This is a genomic window from Nonomuraea sp. B1E8, from assembly GCF_039871515.1.
Classification (GTDB): domain Bacteria; phylum Actinomycetota; class Actinomycetes; order Streptosporangiales; family Streptosporangiaceae; genus Nonomuraea.
The window spans coordinates 143,279-164,730 of the sequence record NZ_JBDPLS010000001.1; the positions used below are offsets into that span (position 1 = coordinate 143,279).

The 21,452-nt window shown below is 69.1% G+C and carries 20 protein-coding genes and 1 pseudogene; 9 read left to right on the forward strand and 12 right to left on the reverse strand.

Going from position 1 to position 21,452, the window contains the following annotated elements; all coding sequences use genetic code 11:
• Positions 1–343 precede the first annotated feature (343 nt).
• Positions 344–1,678: a helix-turn-helix domain-containing protein gene (locus tag ABGA98_RS00685; protein ID WP_347616186.1), complete on the forward strand. Its 1,335-nt coding sequence runs from the start codon at positions 344–346 to the stop codon at positions 1,676–1,678.
• On the opposite strand, the gene ABGA98_RS00690 is transcribed toward ABGA98_RS00685, so the two are convergent.
• The 9 genes from ABGA98_RS00690 to ABGA98_RS00730 form a co-directional block, all read right to left on the reverse strand.
• The gene (locus ABGA98_RS00690; RefSeq protein WP_347616187.1) at positions 1,668–2,570 is read right to left on the reverse strand and encodes a VOC family protein; all 903 of its coding nucleotides are present in this window, start codon (positions 2,568–2,570) and stop codon (positions 1,668–1,670) included. The two genes, ABGA98_RS00685 and ABGA98_RS00690, sit on opposite strands and share 11 nt — an antisense overlap.
• Before the next feature lie 79 nt (positions 2,571–2,649).
• A complete protein-coding gene (locus ABGA98_RS00695; protein ID WP_347616188.1) occupies positions 2,650–3,642 on the reverse strand; it encodes a PfkB family carbohydrate kinase in 993 nt (330 codons plus the stop codon).
• Between the two features lie 22 nt (positions 3,643–3,664).
• Positions 3,665–4,531: a formyltetrahydrofolate deformylase gene (purU, locus tag ABGA98_RS00700; RefSeq protein WP_347616189.1), complete on the reverse strand. Its 867-nt coding sequence runs from the start codon at positions 4,529–4,531 to the stop codon at positions 3,665–3,667.
• Positions 4,528–5,757: a methionine adenosyltransferase gene (gene metK, locus ABGA98_RS00705; protein ID WP_347616190.1), complete on the reverse strand. Its 1,230-nt coding sequence runs from the start codon at positions 5,755–5,757 to the stop codon at positions 4,528–4,530. Before metK ends, purU begins: the two co-directional genes overlap by 4 nt.
• Positions 5,754–6,827 (reverse strand): hypothetical protein, encoded by a 1,074-nt coding sequence (locus tag ABGA98_RS00710; protein ID WP_347616191.1) that lies wholly within the window; start codon positions 6,825–6,827, stop codon positions 5,754–5,756. Before ABGA98_RS00710 ends, metK begins: the two co-directional genes overlap by 4 nt.
• The gene (locus ABGA98_RS00715; protein ID WP_347616192.1) at positions 6,827–8,314 is read right to left on the reverse strand and encodes a hypothetical protein; all 1,488 of its coding nucleotides are present in this window, start codon (positions 8,312–8,314) and stop codon (positions 6,827–6,829) included. Before ABGA98_RS00715 ends, ABGA98_RS00710 begins: the two co-directional genes overlap by 1 nt.
• Positions 8,304–9,269, reverse strand: a complete 966-nt coding sequence (locus ABGA98_RS00720; RefSeq protein WP_347616193.1) for a methylenetetrahydrofolate reductase — start codon at positions 9,267–9,269, stop codon at positions 8,304–8,306. The genes ABGA98_RS00715 and ABGA98_RS00720 overlap by 11 nt, the downstream gene beginning before the upstream one ends.
• The gene (locus ABGA98_RS00725; RefSeq protein ID WP_347616194.1) at positions 9,266–9,769 is read right to left on the reverse strand and encodes a methylenetetrahydrofolate reductase C-terminal domain-containing protein; all 504 of its coding nucleotides are present in this window, start codon (positions 9,767–9,769) and stop codon (positions 9,266–9,268) included. The genes ABGA98_RS00720 and ABGA98_RS00725 overlap by 4 nt, the downstream gene beginning before the upstream one ends.
• 1,027 nt (positions 9,770–10,796) lie before the next feature.
• Positions 10,797–11,102, reverse strand: coding sequence for a hypothetical protein (locus ABGA98_RS00730; protein WP_347616195.1), 306 nt, complete (start codon positions 11,100–11,102; stop codon positions 10,797–10,799).
• A gap of 523 nt (positions 11,103–11,625) precedes the next feature.
• Here ABGA98_RS00730 and ABGA98_RS00735 point away from each other — a divergent pair.
• The 7 genes and pseudogenes from ABGA98_RS00735 to ABGA98_RS00765 all read left to right on the forward strand — a co-directional run.
• A pseudogene (locus ABGA98_RS00735) lies at positions 11,626–12,012 on the forward strand (transposase); the annotation flags it as partial.
• Positions 12,013–12,101: 89 nt separating this feature from the next.
• Entirely contained in the window at positions 12,102–12,401 is a 300-nt protein-coding gene (locus tag ABGA98_RS00740) for a hypothetical protein (RefSeq protein ID WP_347616196.1), read from the forward strand.
• A gap of 578 nt (positions 12,402–12,979) precedes the next feature.
• A complete protein-coding gene (locus ABGA98_RS00745; RefSeq protein WP_347616197.1) occupies positions 12,980–13,513 on the forward strand; it encodes a MauE/DoxX family redox-associated membrane protein in 534 nt (177 codons plus the stop codon).
• Between the two features lie 48 nt (positions 13,514–13,561).
• A complete protein-coding gene (locus tag ABGA98_RS00750) occupies positions 13,562–14,083 on the forward strand; it encodes a hypothetical protein (RefSeq protein ID WP_347616198.1) in 522 nt (173 codons plus the stop codon).
• Between the two features lie 25 nt (positions 14,084–14,108).
• A complete protein-coding gene (locus ABGA98_RS00755; protein WP_347616199.1) occupies positions 14,109–15,968 on the forward strand; it encodes an ABC transporter ATP-binding protein in 1,860 nt (619 codons plus the stop codon).
• On the forward strand, positions 15,965–16,414 hold the full coding sequence (locus ABGA98_RS00760) for a S26 family signal peptidase (RefSeq protein ID WP_347616200.1): 450 nt from the start codon (positions 15,965–15,967) through the stop codon (positions 16,412–16,414). The genes ABGA98_RS00755 and ABGA98_RS00760 overlap by 4 nt, the downstream gene beginning before the upstream one ends.
• Positions 16,415–16,460: 46 nt before the next feature.
• A complete protein-coding gene (locus ABGA98_RS00765) occupies positions 16,461–17,243 on the forward strand; it encodes a fused MFS/spermidine synthase (protein ID WP_347617683.1) in 783 nt (260 codons plus the stop codon).
• A 107-nt stretch (positions 17,244–17,350) separates the two neighbouring features.
• Here the strand turns inward: ABGA98_RS00765 and ABGA98_RS00770 are convergent, their stop codons facing one another.
• The 3 genes from ABGA98_RS00770 to ABGA98_RS00780 form a co-directional block, all read right to left on the reverse strand.
• On the reverse strand, positions 17,351–18,658 hold the full coding sequence (locus ABGA98_RS00770; RefSeq protein WP_347616201.1) for a cytochrome P450: 1,308 nt from the start codon (positions 18,656–18,658) through the stop codon (positions 17,351–17,353).
• A 287-nt stretch (positions 18,659–18,945) separates the two neighbouring features.
• The gene (locus tag ABGA98_RS00775) at positions 18,946–19,602 is read right to left on the reverse strand and encodes a response regulator transcription factor (RefSeq protein ID WP_347616202.1); all 657 of its coding nucleotides are present in this window, start codon (positions 19,600–19,602) and stop codon (positions 18,946–18,948) included.
• On the reverse strand, positions 19,599–20,738 hold the full coding sequence (locus ABGA98_RS00780) for a sensor histidine kinase (protein ID WP_347616203.1): 1,140 nt from the start codon (positions 20,736–20,738) through the stop codon (positions 19,599–19,601). Before ABGA98_RS00780 ends, ABGA98_RS00775 begins: the two co-directional genes overlap by 4 nt.
• Before the next feature lie 184 nt (positions 20,739–20,922).
• On the opposite strand from ABGA98_RS00780, the gene ABGA98_RS00785 reads away from it, so the two are divergent.
• Entirely contained in the window at positions 20,923–21,321 is a 399-nt protein-coding gene (locus ABGA98_RS00785) for a hypothetical protein (protein WP_347616204.1), read from the forward strand.
• Positions 21,322–21,452 lie beyond the last annotated feature (131 nt).

Here is a 21,452-nt window from a genome sequence, read left to right on the forward strand (position 1 = left end):
GAGACACTCGCCGGGTCCGCCCGTGTCACATCGATCCACCGCGCCGTTGTCCGATAATGGGACAAAATGTGCAATAGTTGTAAACGCAATGCTGCCCTGCGGCTACGTGGGCGTCAAGAGGGAGCCGTTGCGTAAATGGGCGGTTTCAGGATCGTTACCGGATACCCGTCGCAAGGCGGTGACCACCCGAAATGCCGTCATGGTCAGACGGCGGCGGGCACAGGTCAGTTACCACGTATAGCCGACAGGACGAGGGAGGACTGTGGGCCACAGCACAACATGGGGACGTACTCTTTGTCGTCACACACATGGCAACCCCGGCGTTCGACCTTAGGATTCGCTCATGGCCGCAGAGTCACAGTTCACCGGCCTGACCAGTGTCACCAGCGGTTCTACCGAAATCACCCAGGAAAACCGGACTCTCCGCGACCTGGTGGAGATCTACCGCCACCTGTCCGGCCTGGCTCTCCAGGACGCCGACATCGGCACGGTCGCCCATCTCGTCGCCCACCGGACCGACGTGACGGTGGCCGTCATCAGCCAGAAGATGGGCATCCTCGCCGCGGCCTCGCCCGGCGAGAGCTACGAAAGCGCCATCCAGTACGTCCACGACCATCTGATCCATCCCCGGCTGGCGCACATGCTCGCCAACGCCGGCAAGTCCCGCCACCCGCTCCGGCTGCCGGACCCGGCGCGCGGCCGGGCCCGCGTCGTGGCCCCGATCCTGGTCGGCGACACCGTGCCCGCCTATCTCGTCTCGCTCGTCGGGGCGGCCCCTGACCAGGGCGAGGACATCGACCTGCTGATCGCCGAGCATGCCGCGACGATCTGCGGGGTGATCCTGGCCCGCGAGCGTGTCATCTTCTCAGCGGCCAGCCAGGTGCGCGACGACCTCGTCGAAGGGCTGCTGTCCGGGTCCGGCCGGGACAACGACGAGGTCGTCCGCTGGGCGCAGCATCTCGGCTACGACACCGAGCGCGACCACCGCGTCCTGTCGATCATCCTCGAACCCCCCGCGGGCGACACCCAACGCAGCGCCCTGGTCACCGAACGCGCCGCGGGCGCGACCGCGCGCCTGTTCGTCGCCCAGTCCCCGGACGCGATCACCTCCGTCCGCACGGACGAGGTGGTCGTGGTGCTGACCGAGAGCACCACCCCGGGCTCGACCACCAGGGCCGAGCGGCTCGGCACCCTGTGCGTGCAACGCCTCGGGGCGCTGTTCCCCGACGTCGGCGTGTCCATCGGCGTCGGCGGCGCGTTCCGCGAACCGGCGCACATCGCCCGCTCGTACGAGGAGGCGCGGCGGACCACCGAGGTGATCCGGCGGCTCGGCCAGCGCGGCGCCGTGGTCGCCTTCGACAAGCTGGGCATCGGCCGCCTGCTGCTCCAGGTGCCCGACATCGAGACGCTGCGCGAGTTCGCCACGGACATCCTCGGCGAGGTGCTGCGCCACGAGAGGAAGCACCACTCGGAGTTCATCGCCACGCTGATGTGCTACTTCCGGGAGAACAACAGCCCGCAACGGGCGTCGAAGCTGCTGCACGTGCATCCCAACACGGTCACCTACCGGATCCACCGGATCGAGGAGATCACCGGACTGGACCTGAACACCTATCGCGACCGCCTCGCCGCGCAGGTGGCTCTGGAGATCATCGACGCCCTCGACGTCAGTGCTTGACCTCGGAGGAAGGATCGCCCGCCGTCACGACGGCGGCGGCGGAGTAGACGATGCCGGCGCCGGTCGACGAGTCGATGTAACGCGGGATCCAGCTCTCCTCGTCGTCGACCGGGGTCGCACCCCACCCGTAACAGACGTTGAAGCCGGTCGAGGTGTGGACCCGGAACAGGAACATGTTGTCCGACAGCCGGCGTCCGGGGCTGACGAAGGCGTCCATCTCGCTCCTGGCCAGGTCCCAGGCGATCTCCACCTCCTCCAGCGTCGTCGCCTCGATCATCAGGTGTTCGAGCCGGAGGGCGTCGCCCCCTTCGAGCAGGGCGATGCTGTGGTGGCGAGGATTGCACCGGAGGAACCACATCTCGCCGAGGTGCGCACCGAGGTTGATCGCGTCGGACACCTTCATGCCCATCACGCCGGCGTAGAAGTCGAGCCCTCGCTGGAGGTCCGGCAGCCGCAGCACGACGAAGCCCAGGCCGAGCGCGCCGGTGACCGTCCGCGACGTCGGCCGCCGGCCCTGGTAGGAGCCCGCCGTCTCCTCCTGGCCGACGAAGAACTCGTGCCGCAGGCCGAAGGGGTCGTCGAAGAAGATGAGCCGCTCGACGGAGCGCTCGGCCGCCAGCCGCGCCGAGCCCGCCGTCACCTCGAACCCGGCGGCGGTCAGGTGGGCCGCGACGCCCTCCAGTGAATCCTCGGTGCCGATCTCCCAGCCGAGGTAGAGCAGCCGGTCGGAGTCGCCCGGGTGGATCGCGAGGCGGTGGGACCGGTCGCACCAGCGCACCCGGACCGTGCCGTCCGGCAGCCGGTAGGTCTCGAAGCCGAAGACGCGCGGGCCGAAGCCCAGCCAATCCTCCCCCGACGCGGACCGCACGCCGATGTATCCGATGCTTCGCATGCCGCATCTCCTCGCACTTCGTGGCGCACAGGGTGCGCCACGACAAGAATACGCGGCCGGGGAAACGCGGCAGCGCCGCTCAGGTCAGGGCGGCGCGCAGCACCGGCTCGATGTCCGCCGCCGCCTCCTCCCCGTAAGCCTCGCGCAGGCGGGCCACGTCGGTGCCGGCGTCGATGACCCACTCCTGGGCGCCGTTCGACTCCAGCACCAGCGTGGCGACGAGTGCCCCGAGCTGGGCGGCCCGCTCCAGCCCCAGCCCGCCGTTCCCGCCGGCCAGGAATCCGGCCCGGAACCCGTCGCCGACGCCGGTCGGGTCGGCGATCGTCCGGGCCGGCACCACCCCGACGTGCAGCGCGGTGCCGTCGCGGCCGACGATGTCGACGCCTCGGTCGGACAGGGTGGTCACTCGCAGGCCGACCCGGCCGGTGATCTCGTCGGCGTCCCAGCCGGTCTTGCGGATCAGCAGTTCCAGTTCGTACTCGTTGGTGAACAGGTAGGTGGCGCCGTCGACCAGAGAGCGGCACTGGTCACCGTCGAGGCGGGGCAGCTGCTGCGACGGGTCCGCGGCGAACGGCACACCCAGCGACCTGGCCTCCTCGGTCTGCGCGACCATCGCGTCCGGATCGCTGGCGCACACCATGACCAGCTCGGTGCCGTACCGCTCCACGATGGGGGCGAGTGCGATGTTCTTGGTCTCCGTCATCGCCCCCGGGTAGAAGGACGCGAGCTGGCACTGGTCGTCATCGGTCGTGCAGGTGAAGCGAGGGGTGTGGGCAGACTCCACGGTGAGGACCCCGCCGCAGTCGACGCCGTGCCGTTCGAGGATCGCCCGATAGCCGGCGAAGTCGGCGCCGACGGCTCCCACGAGCACCGGGCGTTGTCCCAGGACTCCCATGCCGAAGGCGATGTTCGCGCCGACCCCGCCCCGGTGGACGACGAGATCGTCGACCAGGAAGCTCAGTGCCACCCGGTTGAGCCGGTCGGCCACGAGATGGTCCACGAAGCGGCCCGGAAAGTGCATCAGATGGTCGGTGGCGATCGATCCGATCACCGCGGTCGTCCCTGCGGGCACGGTTACTCCTCAGTGGATGTGGTCAGAAGACGATCGTGGTGCGGCCGTTCACCAGGACGCGGTCCTCGCAGTGCCAGGCCACGGCTCGCGCCAGCACGGTCCGCTCGATGTCCGCGCCGCGCCGCGTCAGCTCGCGCACGCTCGCGCGGTGCGACACCCGGACGACGTCCTGCTCGATGATCGGTCCCTCGTCGAGCTCCTCGGTGGCGTAGTGCGCGCTCGCCCCGATGAGCTTCACGCCGCGCTCCTTCGCCTGTTCGTACGGCCCGGCGCCGGCGAACGCGGGCAGGAAGGAATGGTGAATGTTGATCACCGGGACGCCGATCCGGTCCAGGAAGTCGCCCGAGAGGACCTGCATGTAGCGGGCCAGGACGAGCAGATCGACCCGGCCCCGCAGGAGGTCGAGCTGGCGCCGCTCGGCCTCCGGTTTGGTCGCCCTGGTCACCGGGACGTGCTCGAACGGCACCCCGAAAGCGGCCACCTCGCCGGCGAGGTCCGGATGGTTGGAGACCACCTGGCACACCTCGATGGGCAACTCACCCCGGCGGGCCCGCCACAGCAGATCCAGCAGGCAGTGGTCGTACCGTGACACGAAGAGCGCCACCCGGGTCGGCGCGGAGACGGCGCGGAAACGGAAGTCCGCGCCGAGCCGGACCGCGACCTCCTCCCGGAACTCGCGCTCCAGCCGGGGCAGCTCCTTGTCCAGTCCGGGCAGGTGGAACACGACGCGCAGGAAGAACCGGCCGCCCGCGGGCCCGGTGGAGTCCTGGTCGGACTGCACGATGTTGGCCCCACGCCGATACAGGAACGACGAGACGCAGGCGACGATGCCCGGCCGGTCGGTGCAGGAGACGACCAGCCGGCCGACGTCGGGGGCCGTTCCGGTCACAGCGTGGCGGGGACGGCGTCGGCGGACAGCGCGGCCGCCCGGCGGAGCACGTCGGCCCGATCGGTCCGCTCCCACGGCAGGTCGAGGTCCGTACGCCCGAAGTGTCCGTAGGCGGCGGTCTGGCCGTAGATGGGGCTGTGCAGTCCGAGATACGTGCGGAACGCGGCGGGGCGCAGGTCGAAGTGCTCGGCCACCAGGGTCCGGATCAGCGACCGGCTCACCCGCTCGGTGCCGAACGTCTCGACGAGCACCGAGACCGGCCTGGCCACCCCGATGGCGTACGCGACCTGCACCTCCACCCGGCGGGCGAGGCCGGCGGCGACCACGTTCTTGGCGACGTGACGCGCCGCGTAGGCGGCGGACCTGTCGACCTTGGAGGGGTCCTTGCCGGAGAAGGCGCCGCCGCCGTGCCGGGCGAATCCCCCATAGGTGTCCACGATGATCTTGCGTCCGGTGAGGCCGGCGTCACCCACCGGGCCGCCGATCACGAACCTGCCGGTGGGGTTGACCAGCAGGCTGCGGTGGAGCGCGTCGGCGTCGTACAGCTCGGCCGGCAGCTCCGGGATGACGACGTGCCGCCAGAGGTCCTCGCGGATCCGCTCCAGCGTGGCGTCCTCGGCGTGCTGGGTCGAGATCAGCACCTGCTCCACGCCGACCGGGACGTCACCCTGGTAGCGGACCGACACCTGGGTCTTGCCGTCCGGGCGCAGGTAGCCGAGCGTCCCGTCCTTGCGCACGGCGGCGAGCCTGCGGGACAGGCGGTGCGCCAGCGCGATCGGCATCGGCATGAGCTCGGGCGTCTCGTCGGTGGCGTAGCCGAACATCATGCCCTGGTCACCGGCCCCGGCGCGGTCGAACTCGTCGCCCGAGCGGTCGCTGCGATGCTCGTGCGCAAGGTCGACGCCCTGCGCGATGTCGGGTGACTGCTTGTCGAGCGCCACGAGGACGGCACACGAGTGACCGTCGAAGCCGTAGGCGCCGTCGTCGTAGCCGATCCTGTTGACGGTGTCCCGGACGATCTGCGTGTAGTCGAGCAGCTTCGGCGTGGTGATCTCCCCTGCCAGGACGACCATGCCGGTGGTGATCAGGGTCTCGCAGGCGACCCGGGAGCAGGGATCGAGGGTCAGGGCCGCGTCCAGCACGGCGTCGGAGATCGCGTCGGCGATCTTGTCCGGGTGGCCCTCGGTCACGGACTCGGAGGTGAACACGTAGTCGTCGTCGATCATTGCGCGGGCTCCTCGTGCGATGGGTTGAGCGGGTTCAGGGGGTGGGCGCCGGTCAGCTCGGACCGCACGGCAGCGGCTCCGGCGACCATGGCCGCGAGCTTGGCCCTGGCGACGGGCGCGGAGATGTTACGCAGCCCGCAGTCGGGGTTGATGACCAGCCGTTCGGCCGGGACGAGGCCGAGCGCGGTGCGGATCCTGGACGCGACCGCCTCCGGGGTTTCCACGTCGGAGGACTTGACGTCGATGACGCCGAGCCCGATCGTGCGGTCCCAGCCGAACTTGTCGATCACCGGCAGATCCGCGTAGCCCTTGCGCGCGAACTCCAGGACGAGCTGGTCCACCTCGGCGTCGAGCACGGCGGGGAACAGGAAGTCGTAGTGCCCCTCCCACGAGGGGCGCGCGTAGCGGTTGCCGTAACAGACGTGCAGCGCCCAGGTGACGTCGACGCCCTCGGTGACGATGTTGACGGCCTTGATCGCCGTCTCCACCTCGCCGGGGTAGCCGGCCAGGAAGGGCTCGTCGATCTGCAGCAGCCGCGCACCGCGCGCGGCCAGGGCGCGCGCCTCGGCGTTGAGCACGCGCGCGATCGCCGGCACGAGCTCGGCGGGGTCGTCGTACGCCTCGTTCCGCACCCGCCGCGACAGCGAGAACGGCCCGGTGAAGGAGAACTTGACCGGGTCCGAGGTCTGCTCGGCGGTGAAGGAGAAGTCGTCGGCCAGCATCAGCGGCGCCGTGTCCGTGACCGGCAGCCGCTCGGTGACCCTGGCGTCGTAGTAGTCGAAGTAGAAGTCCTTCGCCGTCTGCGGGATGTCGATGCCCGGCATCCTGGCGAGGAAGTAGTCGATGTCGTTGTCGCGGCGCAGCTCGCCGTCGGACACGATGTCGATGCCGGCCAGCTCCTGGTCCCGGAGCGCCGCCTTGATCGCCATGTCGTGCAGGTCCCGGAGCTGCGCGTAGCTCATCCGGCCGCGGTAGTAGTCGGTTTTCAACCGTTCCATCCACTCCGGGACGGGGTAGGAGCCGACGACGCTGGTGGGGAGCAGCGGCAGCCCGCTCATCAGGTCGGACATCAGTCCCTCACCTGCGCCGTCATCGTGACGATGTTGCCGCCCACCCGGTGCGCGAAGGGCACGTAGCGCACGTCGAAGCCGTTGCGCCGGCCCACGTGCGCCAGCAGCGGCCCGTTCACCCAGTTGACGACCGACCCCTCGTACTTGCCGGGGCCCCGGAAGTTGGTCCGGTACGCCTGCACGTCGGTGACGAACAGGTCATGGCAGACGAGCCTGCCGAACGGATGCAGCAGTCTCAGGCTGTCGGCGAAGCTCGCCACCGCCCCGTTGTTGACGTGCATGCGGATGTCGGCGCCTGATTCGAGCAGCGGCCGCAGCAGCTCACCGCTCATCTCCGGCGCGAGGGCGTAGAGGTCGAGCCCGGCCAACGGGACATACCTCTCCTCCAGCCTGACCAGGTCCCACACCGCCCGCCAGAAGGCGACGGCGGCGTCCACGTCGGCGAACCGGGCCGGATCGACCTCGGCCAGCAGCCCCGGCCCGAGCCGCAGCAGCTTGTGCACCAGGACCGGCAGCTCGTCCACCGCGGCCCCTGCCGACTCGGCGAGCCCGGCCACGCCGGCGTCGTCGAGGTAGGCGCGGACCTGCACGCCGTAGGTCCGCCCGCCCAGCTGGGCGACCTCGTCGGTCGGCAGGTTGTCATAGACGTTGGAGACGTAGACGAGGAAGACCTTGTACTTCAGGAAGCCGAGCGAGGTGCACGGCGCCGTGGCGTCCAGCACGAACGAGCTGATCCGCGCCCGGTGCTCGCCCACCGCCTCGCGGGCCAGGTCGAGCACATGCTGGGAGTAGTCGCACATCATGTAGTGCAGGCGCCGGTAGTAGTCGCGCCCGTGCTCGGCGTCGAGAGCGCGGAACTCGTCCAGGAAGACCTTCGCCTGACTGCCGTTGCCCACCCCGAGCTCGACGACGTAGAGCTCCCCGGGCAGGGCGTCGCCGTCGGCCAGCGCGTCCCAGACCTCGAAGAGGTCACGGATCACGTCCCGCGCGGCGTCGCGGTTGTGCGCGTCGCTCTCCCCGCCCGGCAGCGCCTGCTCGTATCCCCGGCCAGTGGACTTCTCCCAGAGGTCCAGGTCCTTCCAGTAGCGGGCGTTGAACTCCCAGACGCAACTGCCGCTGGCCGGCCCCCAGTCCTCCAGCAGGACCCGGCCGCTCTCCCGCTCCCGCCGCAGGGCGGCGGTGACCTCCTCAAGGGACATGCCGGCACTGCGTCGTACGTCGACCGCGATCTCGATGGCGTCGTCCCGGACGCCCAGGGGCACGATGGCGGGGCCGGGTCCCGCGCTCAGTTGTGGGCACAGCAGGATCGGCCTGACGTCGACCACCTCGCGGAAGTTCGACCTGTACTGGACCCAGTCGCACACGAGCCGGACCTTGCCGAGGTCCGTGACCTCCCGCAACGCCTCGACAACGGGCGCGAGCGAGGTCATGAGGTCCAGGGGACTCGTACCGGTGAGTTTGGCGTGGGGCCGGAAGTCAACGAGCATGACCGATGCCCTCCATGGGGTGGTGGCGGTTGTGATCGGGAAGCGCGGCCGGCGGCCGGGGGATGCCGGCCCGCCGCAGGATGTCGGGCACGCCGTGCTCGAAGCCGAGCGCCATGAGGTGGACGCCCGCGACGCCGGGGATCGTGGCGAGCCGTTGGACGGCCTCCACGCACATCCGGATCCCCTCCTCGGCGACCCGGTCGGCGGGAACCCCGCGCAACCTCCGGGCGACCTCGTCGGGAACGTGCACGCCGGGCACGGCGGTGCGCATGTACTCCAGGGCACGCAGCGAGCGGATGGGGCCGACGCCGGCGATGACCTTGCAGTGGTCGGTCACGCCGAGATCCCGCAGGCCCGCCATCCAGCGCTCGAACACCTCGAAGTCGAACACGTACTGCGTCTGGACGAACTCCGCGCCCGCGCTCACCTTCTTGGCCAGCCGGCGGGCCCGGAACCGCAGCGGCGGCGCGAACGGGTTCTCCACCGTGCCGATCAACCAGGCCGGGCGGGCGGAGACGGCCTCGCCGGAGATGAGCACGCCGTCGTCCCGAAGGGTGCGCGCGGTCCAGACGAGTTGCACCCCGTCGAGATCGAAGACCGGCTTGGCCTCGGGATGGTCGCCGAACCGGGGATGGTCGCCGGTCAGCAGCAGCACGTTCGGGATACCGAGGGCGCCCGCCGCGAGCAGGTCCGACTGCAGGGCCATGCGATTACGGTCGCGGCAGGTCAGCTGCATCACCGGCTCGACGCCGGCGCGCTGGGCGAGCAGGCTGCCGGCCAGGCTCGACATCCGGACGTTCGCCCCCTGGTTGTCGGTGACGTTCGCGGCGTCGACCCAGCCCCGCAGCAGATCCGCCTTACGCGTGACCGCCTCCGCGTCGGCCCCTCTGGGCGGGCCGATCTCGGCGGTGACGGCGAACCTGCCGGCTTCGAACGCGGCACGCAGCCCGCTCATCGCGGGCTCAACCCCAGCTCGCGTCGCAGCAGCGGGCGGGGTTCGTCCTCGCTGTACGCCACCCCCAACCCGTCGTCACGCCCCTGCCAGTAATTCACCCACGAGCTGCGGTCCCATTCGCGATGATCGACCGGGCGCTGCAGCAGATCGAGGTCGGCGCCGTGCCCCGCGCCCCGCGCCCGCTCGATCGCGGTCACCCAGACACAGACCAGATCGGGATGCACCTCACAGCGGCCGTCGGCCGCCACGCCCCCGCAGGGGCCGTTGCGCAGCTGCTTCGGGCAGGTCATCGGGCAGGTGTAGCCGGTGTCGGGCAGCGCGCACTGGCCGCACATGCGGCATCCGTACAGCTGCTCCTTCGCCACCCGCTCCACCCGGGTGAACCACCGGTAGGCCGGCCGCCTGCGTTCGAGCCAGGCCGCGAGCCTCCGGTACAGGAGGTTGGCGGCGAGGACACGGTGCAGGCCGTAACTGAGCCGAGCCCCGGCCCGGGGGACCACAGGGCGAGGCCAACCGCCACCGCCCGCACACTGCTCGCCGAAGCCCACGATCAACTCCCTCTGGCTGAACGGCTCACCGCCGACGCCGGTGAATGTCGTTCAACCGCTGAGATCGAGGCTGCCAGAGCGCTCAACGCGTGTCTTAGGCCCGCGCACCAACGCTGAGGGGCCGTTCATTGTGACGACCCACAGGGCAGGCCAGGAGTCGAGCACCGCGGCGACGGCCTCGATCTCGACGAGTTGCGGCCTGACCCAGTCCCCGACCGCCGCCGTCGAGCCGTCCTCGTTCAGCGGGCACGCGACGGCGAAGAAGATGAGCCGCGACGCGGCGGGCGCCGTGGCCGCGTCGGCGTACTCGGCGACGGCGGACAGAGAGGCTGGCCAACTTCTTGGCCGATCTTCCCCCTAGTGAACGTGATGCGCTCCTCGGCATGAGTGGGTGTTTCCAACCTGAAGCCGCAGGTCGCGGGCATGCTGCGCGGCAGAGCTTGATCGACAAGTAGAAGAGCCCCTGGTAGAAGGGTTGTCGGCCAAGATCAACCGTTAGACCAGAGGCTCCGAATTGCTGTTCTATGGTGCCGCGCTGCCGCCGGCTTCGGCGTCGGCAGCGCAACCGCCTGGCGCTACATCCGCGAGGCCATCACCCTGCTCGCGCGCCGCTCACCCCGCCTGGAGCAGGCGTTACGCGCCGCCAGCGTGCCGGCTACCCGCCCGGCTCCGTCCACGACCTCAGAGCCGCCCGCATCTGGGGCATCGTGCGCCGCCTCAAGGCCGCCGGCCTGCCCGACGTCAACGCAGCCCGCAACATCGCCTCACGCGGTGAGACGGGCTGGGCAGTGAGTCACGCTGCCTGACGCGGACCACACCGTGCACCCCATGCACGGCGAGGAGCTGCAAGCTCGGTCGTTTAGTTTACGGCCGAGAAGCTGACCTCAGGACGACATGGAAGGTCCGCGCCTTCCGAGGTCGGGACCTTCCATGCGAGCCAAGAACATGGTGACGTTGCCTGACTTTGTAGCCAGGCTATCTAGCACGCCGCCACGTGGCTGAAGGAACCGGTCCACCACTGGTGGCGGAACCCCGCCCCCCATTCCAGCGTCCGACAACTGCTGTCGGGGCCCCAGTCGACCACCGCTTTGACCCTGATCGGGCGACCGCCACAGTAGTTGTAGCGGTAATCGATCCACACGCTCAGGCTGCTGGGGTAAGCACCCGTGCAACCCACCACGTCGGCTTGGGAGGTCCCGGCTTGGGCGGGCGTTGCACTGCTCAGCAGCGTGGTCGCAGCCGCTAGGCTGCCGGCGACCGTGATCATCCGCTTGTACAGCGTCATGCTGGTGTCCCCTTCCCCGTGATTTTCGGTCCGGTCAGTGTCTGATACGCGCGTCATAACGGCGTCATAACCACACCGCCGGGGTGCTCCGATCGGAGCCGCACACCGGTGGCGCGGACGCCCGCGTACCGCGAAATTCAGCGGTCTGGAGGTCTGAATCTGCGCCTGACGATCAGCGGAACGGCTGCCGCTGGACTTGCCTCGCATGCCCGAGCCGCCGCGCCTCGTTCGGTCGGCTCTCTGCTCCTGCAGGCATAGTTCCCGTATGTGGCGCGGACCTGGTCCTCGCGAGTCGAAGGCGGTGGCGCGGGCCACCGCCTTCGACGTCCGTGGGAGGGTTACACGAGATCGAGTCCAGCGGCGCGTACGGCTGCGTCGACGGCATCGAGTGCGAGTCGGGCTTCCAGGCGTGCTGGGATGACCAAGCAGTTCGTGAACGCACCGTGTCGTGGGCCGTCGAAGCTCTTGGGGAGCAGGACGTGGTCCTGGTCATCGATGAGACGGGGGTGAGAAGTCCTCCTCCGATGCCGTGGGTGCGGCCCGCCAGTACTCGGGAGCTCTCGGCGGAGTGGGATTGTGCCAGGTGCCGGTGCATCTGTCGTACGCCACCGCGGCCGGGCACGCGCTGATCGACCGGCGGCTGTTCCTGCCGTCGGCGTGGGTCGCCGATGAGGAGCGCCGTGAGTTGGTCGGGGTGCCGGCCGAGACGATGTTCGCCACCAAGCCGCAGCTGGCCGCCGATATGCTCGCCGGTCTGCGCGGACACGGCGCGGGCCAGGCCTGGGTAGCCGCCGATGAGGTGTACGGCGGGCGGGAGATGCATACCGCGATCCGCGTCTGGACTACCGCTACGTGCTCGCCGTCAGGACCGACCATCGGGTGTGGACGGCAGCGGGCATCTCGACAGTGACTGAGCTGGGCAAACGCGTTCCTGCCCGGTCGTGGCAGCGGTTGCGGACCGGCCATGGGACCAAGGGTGACCGCCACTACGACCGGGCGATGATCAAAGTGCTCGCCGACGACACTCCCGACGGGAGCCCCGGCGGCCACAGCACCCTGATCAGCATGATCGCTTACGCCTTACTGGCCATCACGACCAGCCTGGAAAGGAGCCAGCCGCACAGCCAGCCGCTGGATCTCGTCTCGATCAGCTGCCCTGAGCTGGTGAAACTGCTGCGCCGGCTCGCTCTGCCTCGCCCCGGCAGGATATCGACGCCGGCCACGCCCTGCACTGGTCACTGTGGCACCGCCGTCACCAACATCGGGCAGCTGCCTACCACCGCAGGTGGAACGAGGTGACGGCAGCAGCGATCACGTGACCCATCCTTCAAGATCTCGATCTACAGCTGCCGTAACTGAGGAAGAGTTACACCCATCTCGGAACTGAGGACTCCCCTGCCGGCGGACAGCACAATGACCGCTGAACGCCCGTCTGATGGCCTGGTTTTTGCGACCATCACCTCGATAATTACCAAATAACGGCGCAAGCTGGGCTGTTGCCCGATGCCCACTCACTGGAGCATCAGAAACGAATCCAAAAGAGAGGACGCAAGTCATGACATCAGTTCTGACCCGAATAGGCGATCGGCTGCTCGCGCATCTCGCCCCCAAGGAGACCGCCGGCGCAGGAGGGTGCGAGTACTGGAGAGGCTGCGTGTCCGCCTTCGGCTGTGGTCCGATCCACACACAGATATTGACGGTCTACACCAACTGCCACACCGAGAGGGGAGCCTGCTGCTGACCGCAGGCGCCCGAGCCTGACCATTCCGTTCGGTCCCGCGGCCCGCCGCCGAGCCGGCCATGAATGCGCTGCGTCTCGGGGCCGTGCGGAATTCAGTCGAAGAAACAGCCTGAGGGAGTGAATCAACGTCAACGGATTGATCGCCTATATTGGTTTCGGCTGTCGGTTGCTGCTGGCGGTGGTGTTCCTTGTCGCGGCGGCGGGCAAGCTGTTTCGGCGGCGAAATCTGACTGAATTCCGGTCGTCGCTGGCGGCCTTCGGCGTGCGGCCGCGCTGGAGGCCGGCGGTCACGGCGGGAGTGGTCGGGGGCGAGCTCGCCGCGGCGGCCCTGCTGCCGGTCGAGGTCACCGCTCTGGCGGGTCTGGCCATCGGGGCGGCGCTGCTGATCGCCTTCACGTCGGCGATCGCCGTGGCCCTGCGGCGCGGCACGCCGGCCGATTGCCGCTGCTTTGGCGGTTCGGCGCGGCCACTGGGCCTACGACACCTCGTACGCAACGCCATCCTCCTGTCGATCGCGGCCTGCGGAACGGCGGGAACCGTGCTGGCCACGAATCCGGGGGCCGCGGGATGGGACGCGGTTGCCCTGCTGCTCTCCGGATTCGTGGCCCTCTTTCTGGCGGCGATGCTCATCGCCTACGACGACCTCGTGTCCTTGGTGCTCCCTCGTTGACGCCCTGCCCGCCGACCCTCGAAAACCTGACCGATCAGGAGTGTGTCGATGAATGCCGTACTGACCGCCGCGGTCGCCATCATCGGTGCGCTGTGCGGGCTCAACCTGTTACTGATGCTCGCCGTGCTCCGCCGCCTGCGCGATGACAAGCAGAAGAGCCATGACCCTCTCGCGGAGCGCGGACTGGTGCCCGAAACAGGAACCCGCGTCACCGATTTCACCGCGACGACGATCGACGGGGACGAGGTCTCGACGCACGGCCTGGACGGCCCGCTGCTGACCGGGTTCTTCTCCTCGGGGTGCCCGTCCTGCCGGGACGAGCTTCCCGCCTTCGTCAAGTTCGCCGGCGCCCTGCCCGGCGGACGCGAACGCAGCCTGGTGGTGCTCGCCGGGTCGGCCGAAGAAGGCGCGGACATCATCGACGCCGTACGCGAGGTGTCCCGGGTGGTGGTCGAGCCGCTGCGCGGTCCGGTGGAGAGCGCCTTCGGTGTACGGGTCTGGCCCAGCTTCGTGGTGCTCGCACCACGAACGGCACGGTCTCGGAGAGCGTCTCCGGTGTCGACAGGCTGATGCCTGCCCAGGCCGTCATGCGCTGATGGGAAGGGGTGACTACGCGGCCGGCGGCGACACCCGCTGGCCGGAGAGATGCTTCGCCGCCCTGGCCGTGGCGTGGCGTGTCAGGGCGGTGTTGCTGGTGGCCCAGATGGTCATGATGTTCGTCATGGGCGCCGCGCCGGTGGGTGTCGCGTGGGTGACCAAGCAAGTGCTGGACGAGCTGCTGCTGCGGCAGCGCTCCATCGGCTGGCTGGTGGGGCAGGGCGCGCTGCTGGCCGGCCTGGGACTGCTCGCCGCGGCGCTGCCGCACTTGTTCGCGTACACGCAGGCCGAGATGGGGCGGGCCGTCCGCCTCCACAACCAGGACCGGCTGTACGGAGCTTTGTCGCGTTTCTCTGGGCTGGCCAGGTTCGACGATCCGGCCTTCTACGACCGGATCCGGCTGGCCCAGCAGTCCGGGGATCAGGCGCCGCAGCTCGTCCTCGACGCTTTGCTGGCAGGAGTGCGCAGCCTCGTCACCATGACGGGCTTCGTCGTCTCGCTGCTGGCGGTGAGCCCCGTCATGGCGGGGGTGGTCCTGTTGTCGGCCGTCCCGGTCGTGGTCGCCGAGCTGAGCCTGAGCAGGAGGCGGGGCAAGCTGTTGTGGACCACCAGCCCGAACGTGCGCAGGCAGATGTTCTACGCCCAGCTCATGATCGACCGTACCGCGGCCAAGGAGATCCGCCTGTTCGGCCTGGGCGACTTCGTCCGGTCGCGCATGCTGAAGGAACTGCGTCAGGTCAACGACGCCGAGCGGGCACTCGACCGGCGTACGTTCCACACCCAGTTCTGGCTGGCCACGCTCACCGCCACGGTCGCGGGCGGCGGCCTGGTCTGGGGCGTTCTGCTGGCGCGCGCGGGCCGGCTCACCCCCGGTGACGTCGTCATCTTCACCGCCGCGGTCGCCGGGGTGCAGGCAGGGTTGTCCGGGCTGGTCGCCCAGGCGGCGAGAGGACATCAGGCGCTGCTCCAGTTCGGCCACTACCTCGACATCCTGAGCACCGAGCCTGACCTGATGACGTCGGCCGACCCGGTGCCGGCGCCACCGTTGCGGAACGCGATCGAGCTGAAGGACGTCTGGTTCCGTTACGACGAGGACAAACCGTGGGTGTTACGCGGGCTCGACCTGCGGATCTCCGCCGGCGCGCTGCTCGCCTTGGTCGGAACGAACGGCGCCGGCAAGAGCACGCTGGTCAAGCTCCTGTGCCGCCTGTACGATCCCACGCGCGGTCAGATCCTGTGGGACGGCATCGACATCCGGCTCTTTTCCGTCGCCAGCCTGCGAGAGCGCATCGGCACCGTGTTCCAGGACCACATGAACTACGACTTCACCGCCGCGGACAACATCGGCATCGGCGACCTTCCTGCGCGCGACGACCGCGACCGGATTCGCGCCGCCGCCGTCTCCGCCGAGGTACATGACACGATCGCCGGCCTGACGCGTGGATACGACACGCTGTTGAGCCGGATGTTCTTCATGAGCGCCGAGCACGACGACGACAACACCGGCCTGACGTTGTCCGGCGGCCAGTGGCAGCGGATCGCCCTGGCCCGTGGCCTGATGCGGGGACGCAGAGACCTGCTCATCCTCGACGAGCCCAGCTCGGGCCTGGACGCCGAAGCCGAGCACACGATCCACCAGCGGCTGGTCGAGCATCGCCGCGGAAGGACCAGCGTGATCATCTCCCACCGGCTGAACGGCGTGCGCATGGCCGACCATATCGCCGTACTCGACGGCGGCCAGGTGACCGAGCAGGGCACCCACGACCGGTTGATGGCCCGGGACGGCACCTATGCCAGGCTCTTCCGGATGCAGGCCTCGGGATACAGCACCGAGCCGGACGCGCGGACGCTCTCATGATGGTCTGGGCGATCGTCGTGCTCGCCACGGGCGTGACCGTGGCCGCCCTGCTACGACGGCGCATCGTGGTCGTCACGGTGACCGGGATCAGCATGACACCGACGATCCAGCCGGGAAACCGGCTCCTGGTGCGCCGGTGCGGCATCGCCGGGCTGAAGATCGGGGACATCGTGGTCCTGGAGCCGCCCCAGCCGTACATCCCCGACGAGGTCACGCAGCTCGTCCCCATGCCACCGCAACCGCGATGGAACGTCAAACGGGTCGCGGCCCTCCCCGGCGACCCGATCCCTGCGCAGGCTCGGGCCGCGACGGGAGCCGTCCGGACCGTCCCGGCAGGTTCGCTGATCGTCCTCGGTGACAACGGCGAGGGCCGCGACTCCCGCCAGGTCGGCCTCTACCCCGCCGACCGCATCCTCGGAGTCGCCCTCAGAACACTGGCGGTGTGAAATGTCCCTTCACGGCAGGGCGGTAGCGGCGCAGACCGATTTCGGCATGGTCGATCTTGTTCCGGACCAGGGCCGCCCCGGAGCCTGGATGCTGCTGCTGGACCATTTTCCGCAGTCTTTTGTGGATCTCGCCGACCCTCGTCACCTGAAATTCAGGTATATGCGGTGGCTCGCGTCGATCGCCGACATCGTCGCGGAACCCGGCGCTCCGATCAGGGCACTGCACCTGGGCGGCGGTGCTCTCACCCTCCCCAGGTACGTCGCCGCCACCCGGCCGGGCTCGGCCCAACTGGTCGTCGACCGGGACGCGGCGCTGATGGCGCTGGTCCAGCGGGTGTTGCCGCTGCCGGCCGCGGTCGCGCTGCACGTCCACATCGCGGACGCCCGCGACGTGATGTGGACGCTACCCGCGCGATCTCACGACCTTGTCGTCACGGACGTGGTGAACCGGACCGGGGTACCCGCACGGCTGACGAGTGTCGAGTTCGCCACGGAAGCCGCACGGGTACTGGACCGGAGCGGACAGTACGCGCTGAACGTCATGGATTCTGCACCTTTCGCCTTCACCCGAGGCGTGGCTGCGACGTTCTGCGCGGTCTTCGGCGACGTGGGCCTGTTCTGCGAACCGGAAGTGCTTCGCGGCGACCAGATCGGCAACCTCATACTCGTGGGTACGAACGACCGCCTGCCGACGCGGCCCCCGGCCACGCGTGCGACACGTACACCCTCTCCGGTGCGACTGCTGAGCGGTAAGGAGTTGAGCCGCTTCATCGGAGACGCCCAGCCCGTGCCCGACACGGGCGCAGTCGATTCGCCGTCCATCACCTGATCGCTTGGGGCCGACGCGGCATGAATCCCACCTTCCTACGGGAGACCGCAGGTTAGCCTCGGGTCAGCGGGAGCTGAGGGCGCGGATCGCTTCATTGCGGTCCGGCCTCAGCCTCTCGGTGTGAAGCGCGCTCTCAACCCGTCGGGCACCAGGAGTGCCTTCGGATTCGGCAACTTCTCGGTGACGTTCACCGCCTCGATGTCGTACGTGTCTGCCAGCCAGGCGATCGCGAGGGTCAACTGCACCAGGCCGAGCTGGTTCCCGAAGCAGATGCGCGGACCGGCGCCGAACGGGAAGTACGCCCGCCCAACGTAGGGGCGATCCCGGTCAAGCCAGCGTTCCGGCCGGAACTCGTGCGGATCGTCCCACCACCGCGGATCCCGGTGCACGTGGAAGGCGCTGAACATCACCTGCTCACCGCGCCGGAGCCGGAAACCGGCTAGCTCGGTGTCCCGCTGCACCCAGCGCCCCATCAGCCAGGTAGGCGGGAACGCGCGGAGCAGCTCGCTGAGGAACGCCGCCGTGTAGGGAAGATCTGTGACCGTGACCGGGTCGCCGTGCCGGGCCGCCCGGACCGTCGCGCCCTCGGCGCGAACCCTGTCCAGGTGCGCGGGCTGCAGCGCGAACTGCCGTATCGCCCAGGCGAGAGTGGCACCGGGCACGCCGTGCGAGGCACGCAGGACGACGTCGATCAGCCGTACGACGGAGGTCCTGTCGAGGTCTGCTTCCCGGCCGGTCAACAGCACGTCGAGGAGATCCCTCGCCTCCGCTCCGGCCGGCACCGTCCGCCGATCGGCCACGTGCCGTTCGAGGAGTGCCATCGCGCGCCGGCTGGTTCTCTTGATCCGCCGGACGCTGGGCAGCGGCAGCCAGCTCGGCAGGCTCAGTGAGCTGTCCATGAGCCTTACGGACATGGTCGCGCTGGCGTCGACGGCGTCGGCGACCTCCGTGACCCCGTCGCCATGGCCGCCCAGACAGTAGTCGGCGACGGCGAGACCGGAGAACTCCCGCATCAGCGGAAAGATCTCGACAGCCTGATCGCTGGAGCGGCGGACCAGCCTGTCGAGCTGTTCGAGGAAACGCGCGCCGTGGGCCGCGGCGGCCGACTTGTTGGCCCCCCGCCACCCCTTCCTGCGGGCGAGCATGTTGGACCCAGCCTGCGCCTCCCATGGATACCGGTCACCGGAGAACAAGGAGCCCTCGGTGCGGAAGTCGGTATTGGTACGGGTGAAGAGGTCATGGATGACCTCCGGATGCGAAACCACCACGGTCTCCCGGCTGAACCGGAACACGTCACCGAACTCACGCCGGCAACGGGTGATGAAGCCGAGGCGGTCACGCTCGTACTCATAGGTGGCATCCAGCAGCTGACATCCGGATGGGCCCGGTATCTGGCCAGGAACGGGGGCGGTCATTCGGTGCGGCCTTCCGGTTTTCTCCGTGAGGATGGACGGCTAGGAAAGCCGCATCCAGGACCGTCCGCAGTGGAGATCCGTTCATCGGACGGTGGGCGGCGGTGCTGAGCGCGGGCATGTCCCTCGGCGTATCGCACAACGCGGACGTGCCCCATCTGCTCAACAGCCTCGATCCAAGCCGGTCGACCCGTCCGCAGCGCATCACTGCGACTTCCGGAAGCGGCTCCACGGCGGCTCCTGACCCGCGGCGACCTGTTCCGATCCCGCGCCAGGGCCCGCCTGTTTACCTACATCGGCGGGCCCAGGTCCGACTGTATGGCGAACACCACCAGTTGCGCCCGGTCGCGGGCCTTCAGCTTGAGCATCGCCCGGCTGACGTGGGTTCGAACGGTTTCGGTGCTGACCACCAGCTCGGTCGCGATCTCGTCGTTCGACAGGCCGGCGGCCACCCAGGCCACCACCTCGCGTTCGCGCGCCGTGAGATCCTTGACATCCGGGTGCGCGATCAGGGCCGGAGCACGGCGGGTGAACTGGGAAATCACGCTGCGCGTGACCCCTGGTGACAGCAGCGACTCCCCCCGTGCCACCACGCGCACCGCGCGTAGTAACTCCTCAGGGTCGGCATCTTTGAGGATGAATCCGCTGGCACCATCCCGCAGAGCCGCGAAAACATATTCATCCAACCCAAACGTGGTCAGCATGACCACTCGGACCGACGCCAGCGCGTGATCGCCGGTGATCTCCCGCAGCGTTGCGAGGCCGTCCATCTCCGGCATCCTGATGTCCATCAGGACCACGTCCGGCGCAGTGTCGCGAACCACCGCCAGCCCGGCACGACCGTCGGCAGCCTCGCCGACCAATTCCGTGTCCGGCTCGGAGCGCAACAGCGTCCGCACCCCGACGCGGATCAAAGCTTGATCGTCCACGACCACGACGCGGATCATGTCGTCGCCTCCACCGGCATCCGGGCCCGAACGGCGAATCCCCCGCCGGGACGAGGACCTACTTCGAGTTTTCCGCCGAGCGTCTCGACCTGCGCCCGCATGCCTCGGATTCCAAGGCCCTCCTCTTGCACCGACAGCGTGCCCGCACCGGTGTCGGTGACCTCGACCAGGAGTTCGGACCCGTTGCGGCACACCAAGACACGGGTGTTCGCCACACCGGCGTGGCGCAGCACATTCGTCAGCGCCTCCCGCACGATGCGGAACGCCGCCGCGTCCACCGGCCCGGCCAGGCCAAGATTCGGTTGCACCTCCACGGTCACCTCGATCCCGGCCGCCCGCACACGGTCTGCCAACGCAGCCAGGTCATCCAGACCAGGTGCCGGCGCGTGCGGCGCGGACCCGTCGCCGCGCAGCCGTTCCAACTCCACTCGCAAGTTGTCCAGAGCCTCACGACTAGTAGCACGTACGGCCCGCATGGCGTGGCGTGCCTCGGCCGGATCGCGATCGAACACGTGCAACGCCACGCCGGCCTGCATCGCGATGGCCGCCAATCCGTGACCGATGGTGTCATGTAAATCCTGCGCCATCCGCAACCGTTCCTCGGAGGCCACCCGCCGCGCGTGCTCGTTACGCAGCCCATCAGCGGCCTCCCGCCGCACGCGTACGCTGATCCCGGCTGCCAGCGTGACCAGAGCGACCGCAGCCCAGATGAACACGTCAGTGGCCAAAGACGAAGACTCGCCGGCCATTGGAGCGGTCTTGGCGAACAGCGCCACCACCTGCACGCCGAGGTCCGCCGACACGGCAGAGGCCGCCTGGCCGATCGGCCAGGCGGCTGCCACGCTGAAGACCGCGACGGGGAGCGTCAACAGGATCGGGCCGAACGGGTATCCCGCCGCCAGATACGCCGCCACCGCGGCACCGTTGACCGCCAATGCCGCACCCGGCCGACGCCGTAAGGCCAGCGCAAGTGCCGCGGCCACCACCAGGGCGTAGGCGAGCGGGTCCAGCGGGCGAGCCGCCTCCGGCTGAAACGTGGCCGCCGGCCCTGTGCCTATCAAGCCGGCCGCCAGAAACGGCAGGCACGGCCACGCTTCGACCGACCAGCCCTGTGCCCGTTCCCAGACATCCCTCACGTTCCCGACCATAACGCCGGGTGAACGCCGCACGCCGTACGCAACCTTGCGTATACGCGAAAGCCGCAGCCACGGGGATGCCCTGGTCGAAGCTTCCGGCCCATAGTGAGCACTCCAGCTTTCACGAAAGGACGAGGCCATGAATGTCAGGCTTTCGGGAGTCCGCCTTGTCACCGTAGGCGGGTTGATCGCCGGTGCGGCCGGAATGGTCATCCAAGGGGTTTCGGGGGTCTCGATGCCGATCGTCCCACCGGGTCTGGTTCTCCTGGTCGGAGCAGCCCTGCTGATCGCCTTCACCAGGTGGCGCTGGACGCCGGCGCTCGGCGCACTGGTAGGGCTCGCCGAGACCGCGGCCATCGGCATCGGTCAACTGGACACCCTGGCCGACCCGTCCGCGCTGGGGATCTTCCTTGGCACCTGGCTCAGGGCCCTCGGCGTCGTGCTGGCCATCACCGCCGGTGTGCCGGCCACCGTGATCGCGTACCGCGGTGCGAGGGGCAGGCGTTCCGCAGACGACCTCGGCAACGGAGTTTCGCACATTGCGGATGGCGGCCGACAGTCGGCGACTTCCCGCGGCCGTTAGAGGATCGCGGACCGGCCGTACACGGCCACGTCTCCCGCCCCTCCGAAAGCCGGCTGAGACAAGACGGGGTCGGCCCGGATTTCCCGGCTACCGACCATCGGCCCGACCGGGTCGACCGACATGCGGCTCTC